The organism is Streptomyces sp. NPDC057474 (assembly GCF_042802555.1).
Taxonomy (GTDB): Bacteria; Actinomycetota; Actinomycetes; order Streptomycetales; family Streptomycetaceae; genus Streptomyces.
In genome coordinates, this window is the sequence record NZ_JBHVDX010000282.1 from 1 (window position 1) to 10,745 (window position 10,745).

The 10,745-nt window shown below is 68.5% G+C and carries 10 protein-coding genes; 3 read left to right on the forward strand and 7 right to left on the reverse strand.

Features of this window, described 5'->3' with window-relative positions:
• Positions 1 to 397 precede the first annotated feature (397 nt).
• Positions 398 to 769: a cupin domain-containing protein gene (locus ACFU53_RS42645; RefSeq protein WP_384005164.1), complete on the forward strand. Its 372-nt coding sequence runs from the start codon at positions 398 to 400 to the stop codon at positions 767 to 769.
• Between the two features lie 217 nt (positions 770 to 986).
• Here ACFU53_RS42645 and ACFU53_RS42650 read toward each other — a convergent pair whose 3' ends face one another.
• The 6 genes from ACFU53_RS42650 to eno form a co-directional block, all read right to left on the reverse strand.
• Entirely contained in the window at positions 987 to 1,853 is an 867-nt protein-coding gene (locus ACFU53_RS42650) for a 3-hydroxybutyryl-CoA dehydrogenase (protein ID WP_384005165.1), read from the reverse strand.
• Positions 1,854 to 2,243: 390 nt separating this feature from the next.
• Positions 2,244 to 3,152, reverse strand: a complete 909-nt coding sequence (locus ACFU53_RS42655) for a LysR substrate-binding domain-containing protein (protein WP_384005166.1) — start codon at positions 3,150 to 3,152, stop codon at positions 2,244 to 2,246.
• 132 nt (positions 3,153 to 3,284) lie between these two features.
• A complete protein-coding gene (locus tag ACFU53_RS42660) occupies positions 3,285 to 4,382 on the reverse strand; it encodes an alcohol dehydrogenase catalytic domain-containing protein (protein ID WP_384005167.1) in 1,098 nt (365 codons plus the stop codon).
• Positions 4,383 to 4,452: 70 nt separating this feature from the next.
• On the reverse strand, positions 4,453 to 5,004 hold the full coding sequence (locus ACFU53_RS42665; protein ID WP_384005168.1) for a carboxymuconolactone decarboxylase family protein: 552 nt from the start codon (positions 5,002 to 5,004) through the stop codon (positions 4,453 to 4,455).
• 24 nt (positions 5,005 to 5,028) lie between these two features.
• Positions 5,029 to 6,039 (reverse strand): VOC family protein, encoded by a 1,011-nt coding sequence (locus tag ACFU53_RS42670; protein WP_384005169.1) that lies wholly within the window; start codon positions 6,037 to 6,039, stop codon positions 5,029 to 5,031.
• 96 nt (positions 6,040 to 6,135) lie between these two features.
• Positions 6,136 to 7,446: a phosphopyruvate hydratase gene (gene eno, locus ACFU53_RS42675; RefSeq protein ID WP_384005170.1), complete on the reverse strand. Its 1,311-nt coding sequence runs from the start codon at positions 7,444 to 7,446 to the stop codon at positions 6,136 to 6,138.
• A gap of 470 nt (positions 7,447 to 7,916) precedes the next feature.
• Here eno and ACFU53_RS42680 point away from each other — a divergent pair, with 470 nt between their 5' ends.
• Positions 7,917 to 8,510: an NADPH-dependent FMN reductase gene (locus ACFU53_RS42680; RefSeq protein WP_384005171.1), complete on the forward strand. Its 594-nt coding sequence runs from the start codon at positions 7,917 to 7,919 to the stop codon at positions 8,508 to 8,510.
• A 90-nt stretch (positions 8,511 to 8,600) separates the two neighbouring features.
• On the opposite strand, the gene ACFU53_RS42685 is transcribed toward ACFU53_RS42680, so the two are convergent.
• Positions 8,601 to 9,632 carry a LacI family DNA-binding transcriptional regulator gene (locus tag ACFU53_RS42685; RefSeq protein ID WP_384005172.1) on the reverse strand — a complete coding sequence of 344 codons (1,032 nt, stop codon included), beginning with the start codon at positions 9,630 to 9,632 and terminating at the stop codon, positions 8,601 to 8,603.
• 184 nt (positions 9,633 to 9,816) lie between these two features.
• On the opposite strand from ACFU53_RS42685, the gene ACFU53_RS42690 reads away from it, so the two are divergent.
• Positions 9,817 to 10,596 carry a fumarylacetoacetate hydrolase family protein gene (locus ACFU53_RS42690; protein WP_384005173.1) on the forward strand — a complete coding sequence of 260 codons (780 nt, stop codon included), beginning with the start codon at positions 9,817 to 9,819 and terminating at the stop codon, positions 10,594 to 10,596.
• Positions 10,597 to 10,745: the final 149 nt, after the last annotated feature.

The window sequence follows — 10,745 nt, forward strand, 5'->3', positions numbered from 1 at the left end:
CGCTGGAGGGCTCTACGCAGGGGCGGCCGTCGGCCGCCCCTGCGGGGCATTCAATGACACGCCTGCTGCGAGCGCTCACCCGCAGCAACTCCGGGATCGACGCCGGTCCTGAAGTCGGGGCTCTCCGGCTTCGGCTGTGGGGGAGGACAGCATGCGATACGCCGAGGGGCCGAGAGGCAGCCTTGGTGGGGCCGGTGCGTGTGGAAGATTTCTGCGATCCCCGGGACTGACGGCCCCAGGCGCTGACGGCCCGCGGCGCTGACGGACATGCGGGGGCTGCGGTCTTGCTAGGAACGTACAAGACCAGCGGAGCCCGAGGGCGGCAGGCTCGTGACGCCGGTCGGACAGCTGGAGGCAGAAGCCTCCGGGGCTACCGGCCTTGAGGAAGGAATGCCGCATGTCCACGTTTCCTGTTCCCGTCAACCTCGCCGACAAGCTCGCGCAGTTCAGCGAGTTGTGGTCGCAGAAGAAGGTGGCAGAGCTCAACGACTACGAGGTCAAGCTGGCCAAGCTGAAGGGGGAGTTCGTCTGGCACAGCCACGAGAACACCGATGAACTCTTCCTGGTCATCAGCGGGCGGCTGACCATCCAGCTCAGGGACGGCGATGTGGTGCTGGGACCCGGCGAGTTGTTCGTGGTTCCCCGCGGTGTCGAACACTGCCCTGTGGCGGAAGAAGAAACGGCCATCCTGCTGTTCGAACCGGCTGGAACGGTCAACACCGGCGACGCAGGAGGGCCGATGACCAAGGCAGCCGAGACCTTCAACTAGCGCCGGGGCGGCGTCAGGCCGCGTCGGCGAGGGTGCGTCCGCCCCCAGCGAGTGCCTTTCTCGCTGCGGATGCGGGCGCGCACGTCGCGCTGGGCGGCCTACACGTCGGGGTGTCGCGCGTTCGCGTTTCGCGGGCGCGGGCAGCCGTGGCCCGGCACCCACTACCGCGAGCCGCGACCCGGTGAACCATCACGGTACCCTCAGCCCTTCTCGGCCCTCAGGCCGCCTGGTAGTTGAAGAACCCCTGGCCCGACTTACGGCCCAGCAAACCCGACTCGACCATGCGGCGCAGCAACGGGGGAGGGGCGTACAGCGGTTCGCGGTACTCCTCGTACAGCGCCTCGCCAATCGCCGCCACGGTGTCGAGGCCGATGAGGTCGGCGAGGCGCAGTGGGCCCATGGGGTGGGCGCAACCGGCGGTCATCCCTGTGTCGATGTCCTCGGGCGTCGCCGTGCCGGAGCTGACCATCCGTACGGCCGCCAACAGATAGGGGACCAGGAGGGAATTGACCACGAAGCCGGCGCGGTCCTGCGTGACGATGGTCTTCTTGCCCAGGGTCTCGTCGGCGAAGGCCCGTACACGCAGTTCCGTGGCCTTCGAGGTGTGCAGCGAGGGGATCACCTCGACCAGCGGCATGACGGGGACAGGGTTGAAGAAGTGCAGGCCGACCACCGACTCCGGGCGCCGCGTCGCGGCCGCGAGCCGGGCGATGGGGATCGAGGAGGTGTTGCTGGCCAGCACGGCGGCAGGGTTGCTTACCACCTCGTCGAGCTGCCGGAAGAGCGCCGTCTTGGCCTGCTCGTCCTCTACGGCCGCCTCGATCACCAGGTCCGAGCCGGACAGGCGGGAGAGATCCCCGGTGACCGATACCCCGGCCAGCGCATGGGCGCGGCCTTCCGAGGTGGTGGCGCCGCGCTTCTCCGCCTTGAGCAGGGAGTCGGCCACGCCGGCCAGACCAGCACGGGCCCTGTCCTCGGTCACGTCGCACAAGGTGACGCGCAGCCCGGCCCGGGCGCAGACCTCGGTGATGCCCCGGCCCATCTGCCCGGCGCCGACGACGCCCACGTGCTTGATCGATGTCATGCGTTACTCCCCTGTCCTTCTTCGTCCGGCGGCAGCAACGGACGCCGCCACGCTCTGTGGTGCCGTGTTGAGCCTAGGCCGGTCACACCCACTCTGACCTGCTCAGACGGTGCGTTTTCCGCGTACAAAGATGCGTTGGTTCGTTATCGTTCGGCGGTGCAACGCGGAGCTACGCCGACGAGAACCAAAGCCGGTGCCGACGGCTGGAGAGGCGAGCACGAGGAGGCAGTCATGGGGAGCGGACCGAGACGACCGGACCGAGACGACCGGACCGAGACGACCGGACCGAGACGACCGGACCGAGACGACCGGACCGAGACGACCGGACGGACACGACCGGACCGACACGACCGGGTGGCAGAGACGACCGCACCGGCGCGCACCGTTGCTTCAGCCGGTGGCGACCGCGGCGGCAGCCACCTCCCGCAGGCGGCGGATCACGCCGCGCACGGCAGGCGAGGTCTCGCCTCGGCGGTAGGCGCCCACCAGCCGGGTGGTCAGCGGTACATCCGCCAGCGGGCGGTAGGCCACCCCCGGGATCTGCACGCGGCGCAGCGAATCCGGGACCAGGGCCACCGCGAGACCGCCGCCCACCAGTGTCAGAGCCGCGATGAAGTCCCGTACCGGGGGAGCGCACCGCGGGCTGAAACCGCCCCGCTCCGCCACCTCCAGGATCTGGTCCCGGCAGCCGTACTCCTCGTCGAAGTGCGGGGCCACGAACTGCTCGTCGCGCAGTTTCGCCGCCGGTACCGCCTCGTACGCTGCCAGCGGCGCGTCGGCCGGCAGCGCCAGGACGACCTCCTCGGTGAGGAGACAGGTGGCGGTGACTTCGGTCGGGTACTCCGGCCTCCAGCGCAGGAACCCGACGTCGATGTCCCCGCAGGCCAGCGCTTCCAGCTGCGCCGGTGTCTCCAACTCGCGTACCTGCAGGGTGAGCTGCGTGCCGGGGGCCGCGCAGCGGGTGAGGACGTCGGTCAGTACTCCGGAGAACGCGGCCGAGGCGACGTACGCGATCTGGGCGTGCCCCAGCTCCCCGCGACCGGCACGCCGGCCCACGGCCTCGGCTCGCGCGGCCTGGGCGAGGGTCAGCCGTGCCTCTTCGAGGAACAGCTGCCCGGCGCTGGTCAGCGCCGGGCGGGTGCGTCGTCCGCGGTCGATCAGTCGGACGCCCAGGTGCGACTCCAGCGCCCTGATCTGGGCGCTGAGTGCCGACGGAGCGAGATGCAGACGGTTCGACGCCCGTGCGAAGTGCAGCTCCTCCGCGACGGTGACGAACGACTCCAGCCAGCGCAGTTCCACCGGCTCCTCCGTCCTGCTGGGCGTGTGCTCAGGTGTGCACCGGCCGAGTGTACGGCCGGTGGGTCGGGACACCCCGCGGCGGCGTCAGGGCAGAACAGGACCGCCGCGGGGTGAGTACGGTGTGCCCCCGGTTCAGGGGATGACGACGTAGTTGCTGAATCCGCCGTCGCGGTCCTCCAGGCCCGAGATCGCCTCGTTGACCCTGGACAGGGGGAAGGGCTTGGCCTGCAGGTAGGACAGGTCCAGGGCGCCCGTGGCCACCATGTCGGCGAGTTCCTGGCCCTGCGCGGTGCTGAACCAGTTGGAGCCGATCAGCTGGACCTGTTCGTCCATGAGCCACTTCACGTCCACGGGCAGCCGGTCGGCCACGCCGCCGACGTTGACCACCTTGCCGCCCCTGCGAACGCCCTGCATGGAGTCGAGCATCGTCTCCACCGGAGCCTTGGCGCCCAGGGCGCTGATGACGTAGTCCGCGCCCTCGCCACCAGTGCGGGACTTCGCCCACTCACCGGTGGAGCCGTCACCCAGCCGGAAGATCTCGACCCGCTCGGGGTCCAGTTCCTTGACGCGCTTGAGGAGTTCCTCGTTGCGGCCGGTGCCGAGGACCCGGGCGGCACCGGAGGCCAGCGCGAGCACGGTGGACGCGACACCGAGGGTTCCCGTGACCCCGTCGACGAGCGCGACCTGGCCGGGCCCGGCGGCGGCGTTCTTGAGCGCTCCGTAGGACGTGCCGATGTAGCCCAGCTTGCCGGCCTGCTCGAACGTCATGGTGTCCGGGATGTTGACGATCGAGTACTGCGGGGCGGTCATGTACTCCGCGAACCCGCCGTAGGGGTAGAGGTCGAAGATCCGCTGGCCGTCACGGGAGGTGCTGAAATAGCCGTTCAACGTGAAGTAGCGGCACCGGCTCAGTTCACCGCCCCGGCACACCTGGCAACTGCCGCAGGAACGCAAGGGATTGACGTATACCCGGTCACCGGGCTTGGTGTGCAGCACCGCCTCGCCGACCGACTCGACCACACCGGCGGCGTCCAGGCCGAAGATGGCGGGCAACTTCGGCAACGGCTGGTGCGGGAACCAGGTGGGCCAGTTGTTGATCACGTTGGCCATGTTCGGCACGATCCCGCACGCCTTCACCCGCACCAGTACGTCGGTCGGGCGCGGCGTGGGCACGTCGATCGTGTCCACCGACATCGGCTCACCGAGCGCGTGCAGTCGTGCAGCGAGCATTTTCGCCATTGAAATACTCCTTGGAACTGCTCCGTCCCGGGCGGCCGGGGGCGGAGATATCAAGAATTCCCTACGAACGGGGGAAAGGGTTCGGGTAGTTGTCCTCAAGGTCGATGCCCAGCAATCCCATGATGCGGACGCCGGAGTTGTACCAGGCGATGGACAACGACAGTTCGACCATCTGCTTGTCCGTCAGATGGTCGGCGGCTGCACGCCACGTCTCCTCGGAGACGTCGACCTGGAGCGTGGACTCCTTGGCGAGGCGCATCACCGCCTTCTCCGTGTCGTCGAACAGGTCGGACGACTCGAAGTCGGCCACCGCCGCCAGCTGTTCCTCGGTGAGCCCGGCCTTGAGCCCGTGCGACTGGTGGTGCGCGACCTCGTACGCCGACCGGGTGGCGTATCCCACGGTCAGGATGGCCAGTTCACGCAAGCGGGGGCTGAGGTCGGCGGCCCGTAGCGAATTGGCGTAGGTGAGGAAGGCGTCCAGCTGGGCCGGCGCGTTGGTCAGGGCGAGGAAGATGTTGGCCGTCGGGACCTTGCGTTCGGCTTCCAGCCGGTCGTACAGGGGCTTCTGCGACTCGTCGGCGTCCTCGCGGCGCAGATAGGGGACGCGTGCCATGGGTGTCTCCTCGGGGCGAAATGATCAGTGGGTGGACCGGGACTGTTCGAGCAGGAACCGCTCCAGCGACATGGGCTTCGGCGGCTCGGCCGGCGGAATCTGCTTGACCCCCACGAAGGGCGACGCCTCGAAGTACCACTTCTCCAGCGCCGGCAGGCCCCAGCGGGCGTTGGTGCTCAGCGATCCCGCGTCCCAGCGCACCGGCTCGATCTCGGTGTCGATCGTCTGGTAGTGGCTGTTGAAGACCTCCACCCGGTGCCCGTCGGGGTCGCGGAGGTAGGCGAAGAGCATCCCGCCCGGACCGTGGCGTCCGGGGCCACGCTCCACGCCCTCGCCATAGCCGTGGATGCCCGCGAAGTCGCAGGCGGTGAAGATGTCGTGGCTCTCGGAGACGGTGTACGCGAAGTGGTGCAGCGCGGGGCCGGTGTTCTCCACGATCGCCAGGTCCAGGCAGGTGCCCTTCCGGTACATGAACGCACCCAGCAGCTTGTCGCCGTGCGCCAGGTACTCGGAGTTGCGGAACCCGAGTTCGCCGTAGAACGCGCACAGCTCGTACGTGTCGGGCGCGAAGGTCTGGTAGTGATCGAGCCGCTGCGCGTGCGCGCCCTTGTGGAGCTGGAAGTCGATGTGCAGCCTCGGCCGGGTCTCCATGTGCGCGCAGAGTTCGAGCGGCGTGCCGATGGGGTCGCTGACGTGCAGGGTGCGGCCCTGGTACGGGGCGTCGACCCACTCGGCGGGCAGTCCCCGCTCACGGAACCAGTCGTACGCGATGTCGAGGTCCTCGTCGAAGAAGACCCGGAAACCGATCCTCTCGCAGGAGCCCGCTCCCTCCTCGTCCAGCTCCAGGACGAGACTGTGGTGGCAGGCTTCCGACAGTCCACGGAGATAGCAGGTGCGCTCGTCCTCATCGCTGACGACGAGTCCCAGTACGTTCACGTAGAAGTTCCGGCTCTCGGCCAGATCGGCCACGGTGAGCCGCACATGGCTCGAGCGGGTGATGTTGAAACTCGGGCGCAGATTGACGGGTGGCAGCATGCTGGTCTCCGTGCTCGGATCGGCTCTGGATTTTCGCTGACTGTGATACGTAGTGTCTCGCGGCCGTTTTTCGGCTTGGCTGTAAGCGCCTCGGCTCTATGGCTCGGCCGTAAAGGCATCGGATCCGGCGAATGTGAAGGCGGACCATCCGCTGAATTCCGCGGATTCACCGAGGGACTCCTCGATGCGCAGAACCTCGTTCCACTTGGCCATGCGCTCGGAGCGGGTGAACGAACCCACCTTCAGCTGGCCCGCGTCCCAGCCGACGCTCAGATGTGCGATGGTGATGTCCTCGGTCTCGCCGGAACGCGCCGAGACGATCGTGCCGAAGCCGGCTTCCTTTCCGGCCCGCAAAGCCTGGAACGCCTCCGTTACCGTACCGGCCTGGTTCGGTTTGACGAGGACGGCGTTCACCGCGCCGCCGCTTGCCGCGGCCTCCACGCGCTTGGCGTTCGTGACCAGGTAGTCGTCGCCGATCACCTGGCAGCGCCGGCCGTAGCGCCGGGTGAACTCCAGCATGCCGTCGTGGTCGTCCTCGCCCACCGGGTCCTCGATGGACAGGATCGGATACTGCTCGATCCAGCCGCCCAGCATGTCGATCAGCGCCGCGGTGTCGAGAGTGCGGTCGTCCAGGGCAAGGGTGTACTGCCCGCCACTGCCGAACTGCGACGCCGCGACGTCCAGCGAGATGCCCACCTCGGTCGAGGGAGCGAAGCCCGCGGCCCCGATGGCGCGGGTCAGCATCTCCAGCGCCTCCTCGTTGGAGTCGAAGGCGGGCCAGAAGCCGCCCTCGTCGGCCACGCCCTGGGCCTTCCCCGCCGCGCGCATCAGACTTCCGGCCGCCCGGTAGATCTCCGCGGTCCAGTCCAGGGCCTCGGAGAAACTGTCCGCCGCCGGGCACATCACCATGAAGTCCTGTACGTCGACCCGGCGGTCCGCGTGGGCGCCTCCACCGAAGATCTGGATCTCCGGCAGCGGGATACGGACAGGGCGTTCGCCCGCCAGGTGCTTCCACAGCGGTACGCCCGCCGAAGCGGCGGCGGCGTGCAGGACGGCCATGGAGGTGGCCACGATCGCGTTGCCGCCGAGGCGGCCGCGGTCGGGGGTTCCGTCGAGGTCCACCAGGAGCCGGTCGACGGCCTCCTGGTCACCCGCGTCACGGCCGGCGAGGGCGGGCGCGATCTCGTCGTTCACCGAGCCCACCGCGCCCTGGACATCGAGCCCGCCGAAGCGGCTGCCGCCGTCGCGCAGGTCGAGCGCCTCGCCCTGACCTGTCGAAGCCCCCGCCGGCGCGATGGCCCGCCCGACCGCGCCGTCCGCGAGGTGCACCTCGACCTCGACGGTCGGCCGACCGCGTGAATCCCACACTCTGCGGCCGTGGAGCTTGGCGATCCGCGCATCTGTCATGGCGGTGCAACCTTTCGGAGTTCGGAGTTCGGACGATGCGGGTGACAGCCGGGATGCCCGTGCCTGTCATCTGCCTGTCCTCGGGGGTGGGACGTCAGCACGGCCGAAGACGTACGGAGGTCATCGCTGATGAACGCGCGCGGGTGGGCCCCGAGGGGGCGGCGGCACCCGGTTCGATACGAGGGCGCGGCGAGCGAGCGAAGGGTCGTACTGCTCTTTTCGTCGTCGTGCTAACGATAGCGCAATCGTGCGAACTGTCGGCGGTGATGTCAAGAGGCGGATGGTGCTCCAATCCTGTCGGTCTGCCGCGCGACTCTGACCTCTTGGTCTGTCTGGAAGTGAATGCTATCGTTCGCACGATCCTGCTCCGGCAAGGTCTCCGGCGGGCCCGCGCTTCCTGCACGGACGGACAGCACAGGAAGCGCGGGCCCGCCGGGCCGGGGCGCGGCCGAAAGGAAAGTGAGCCCGATATGGCAGCCGAGCCCTCCGTGGCGCCGATGACACTCACCACTGTGGTGGCCAGTACGCGTCCCGGGCGTGTGGGAAGGTCCGTCGCGGACTGGTTCACCACCCGGACCGCGGAGTGCGACCAGTTCGAGTCGCACACCGTCGACCTGTGGGAACTCGCCCTTCCCTTCTTCGACGAGCCGCATCCGCCCGCCCTGCGCCAGTACACGAAGAGCCACACCCGCCAGTGGAGCCGCATCGTCGAGGCGTCGGACGCGTTCGTCTTCGTCACCCCCGAGTACAACGGCGGCTTCCCCGCCCCGTTGAAGAACGCGTGGGACTACCTCGTCGTGGAGTGGCAGCACAAGCCGGCCGCGTTCGTCAGCTACGGAGGTGTCTCGGCGGGCACCCGGGCGGTGCAGATGGGCAAGCAGGTCGTGGCGAACCTCAGGATGCTGCCGATCGGTCCGACCGTGAGCATCCCGTTCGTCAACGAACTCGTCGAGGACGGCGCTTTCCGGCCCGGCAAGATCCACGAGGCCGCGGCCGAACAGGTTCTCGACGAACTCGTGCGTACCGCCCGCGTCATGCGCCATCTGCGCGGCGGAGCGTACTGAACTGCCGCCGGCCGATTTGGCGGGTTCACGCGAAGGCGCCCGGAGCGGTGTGCTCGGGGCGCCTTCCGCGTGTGCGGATGCGGCGCACGGTCAGTGGGACCTGGACGAGACCCTTCCGCCAGGGGGTGCCGTGCTGCCGCGCAGGATCAGCGACCCTGGGGAGACCGACGTGTACGGGCTGTCGTTGCCCGGCTTGGTCTTCAGGCGGCGCATCAGCCACAACGCGCAGCCGGTGGCCATCTCCTGGATCGGCAGACCGATCGTGGTGAGTCCGGGACCCCACCAGGAGAACCCCGGCTCGTCACCGAACCCGATCACGGACAGGTCCCTGGGCACTTTCACGCCCTGCCCGGACAGTTCCTCGAGGACTCCCCGGGTGAGCTGGATCGATCCCAGAACGAGCGCGGTGGGAGCGTCCCGGCCCTTCAGCAGTCGGCGTACCGCCTGACGGCCGTGGTCCACGGACGAGGGTGGGCCCAGCTCCGTGCGCCCGGCGTCGTCCGGCAGGCCGCCCTCGCGCAGGGCGCTGCGGAAGCCACGCAGACGCTCCGCGCCTGTGGGCAGTTCCTCGGGGCCGCCCATGTACGCGATACGCGTGTGGCCCTGGGCTACGAGGTGGGCCGTGGCCTGGCGCAGCGCCTCGTGGTCGTCCACTCCGAACCACTGGGAGCCGAGCGAGGGGTGGCGGCGCAGCAGCTGCAGGTGCGGCACCGTGCGCAGGAGCTTGACCGAGTCGCTGTGCGGGCGCGCGGTGGGCACGATGATGACGCCTGCCACCCGGGTCGCGGACAGCTCCCGCAGATGGCGAAGCTCCACCATCCGGTCGTCGTCGGTCTCCGCGAGCATCAGCTGGAAGCCCTCGGCCTCCATGTTCTTGGACAGCTCGTGCGCGATGGTCGAGTAGAAGCTGTTGCGGATGTCCGGGATCACCAGCGCGACCACGTTGCTGGACGCGCCGCGCATCATCCGGGCCGCGCGGTTGCCGACGTACCCCATCTCGGAAGCGGCCTGGCGGACCTTGAACTTGGTCTCCTCGCTGATGCGGGAATCGTCGGCGAGCGCCCGGCCGACCGTAGAGACGGAGACTCCGAGGCGTTCCGCGATGTCTTTGGTCGTGATCACGTAAGAGCCCCCTCGAGCTGACTGATCCCGTGCCGTCACTTTCCGTGTGCCAACGATAGCGCTTGTGTTGCGCTCCGCAGTCAAGTGGAAGGGGTCGCGGGGTTGATCGTCCTTCGCGTGCTAACGTTAGCATTGCTGGATGGGTCGTGCAGCCGTCTGCGGCTGCCTAGCTGCGGAGGTTTCCGTGCGGATCATCAGGTATGCCGTCGGCGGCGTGCGTCACTACGGAGAACTCGTATCCGGTGACGTCGGGATCGCGAGATTCGAGGGGGATCCCTTCACCGGGCTGTCCCCCACCGGGCATGTCGACGAAATCGGCGACGTAGCCATTCTCCCGCCGCTCGAGCGGCCCCGAATCTTCGGTTTCGCCTACAACTACGCCTCACACATCGACGAGACCGATCGTGAGGTCCCGGAAGTGCCCGTGTGCTTTATGAAGCCAAGTACCGCGGTGATAGGCCCGGATGACGCCATCGTCTATCCGGCGGATGGTGAACTGATCCATTTCGAAGGCGAGTTGGTCGTCGTCATCGGAAAGGAAGCCCGTCATGTGAAGCCCTCGGAGGCCCACGAGTACATCCTCGGCTATACGTGCGGCAATGACGTCAGCGACCGCATCATCCAGCGCCGGGAAAGCGCCTTCGGCACCCTTCTGATCGGTAAGGGGCAGGACACCTTCGCTCCCCTCGGACCGGTCGTCGCGACCGAACTCGACCCCTCGGCGCTGGCTCTGACGACCCGTGTGAACGGCGCCGTCACGCAGTCGGCGAGCACGGCCGACCTGCTGCTCGCCGTTCCCGACATCGTCAGCTACCTCAGCCGCTACCTGACGCTGCTGCCCGGAGACGCGATCATGACGGGCACGCCGTCCGGCGTCGGGCCGATCCGTCCCGGAGACGTGGTCGAGGTGGAGATCGAGGGCATCGGCGTTCTGCGCAACCCTGTGGTGGCCGAGAGCCTCTGACTCAGGACGCCCGTCGGGGCCTGCACACCGCCAGGCGGTGTGCAGGCCCCGTGGAATGTCGGCGGTGTGTCCCCGCGCCCCGTAAGGAGCGTGGGGCTGTGACATGTGCGGCTCCGCCGCGTGAACCCGCGGGCCGGCCCCCACCGGCC

Bases quoted from the DNA above. Each gene is read 5' to 3' on its own strand.
- ACFU53_RS42665 (WP_384005168.1), bottom strand. From the start codon at position 5,004: ATGGCACGCGTCCCCTATCTGCGCCGCGAGGACGCCGACGAGTCGCAG.
- ACFU53_RS42680 (WP_384005171.1), top strand. From the start codon at position 7,917: ATGGCAGCCGAGCCCTCCGTGGCGCCGATGACACTCACCACTGTGGTG.
- eno (WP_384005170.1), bottom strand. From the start codon at position 7,446: ATGACAGATGCGCGGATCGCCAAGCTCCACGGCCGCAGAGTGTGGGAT.
- ACFU53_RS42650 (WP_384005165.1), bottom strand. From the start codon at position 1,853: ATGACATCGATCAAGCACGTGGGCGTCGTCGGCGCCGGGCAGATGGGC.
- ACFU53_RS42645 (WP_384005164.1), top strand. From the start codon at position 398: ATGTCCACGTTTCCTGTTCCCGTCAACCTCGCCGACAAGCTCGCGCAG.
- ACFU53_RS42670 (WP_384005169.1), bottom strand. From the start codon at position 6,039: ATGCTGCCACCCGTCAATCTGCGCCCGAGTTTCAACATCACCCGCTCG.
- ACFU53_RS42660 (WP_384005167.1), bottom strand. From the start codon at position 4,382: ATGCTCGCTGCACGACTGCACGCGCTCGGTGAGCCGATGTCGGTGGAC.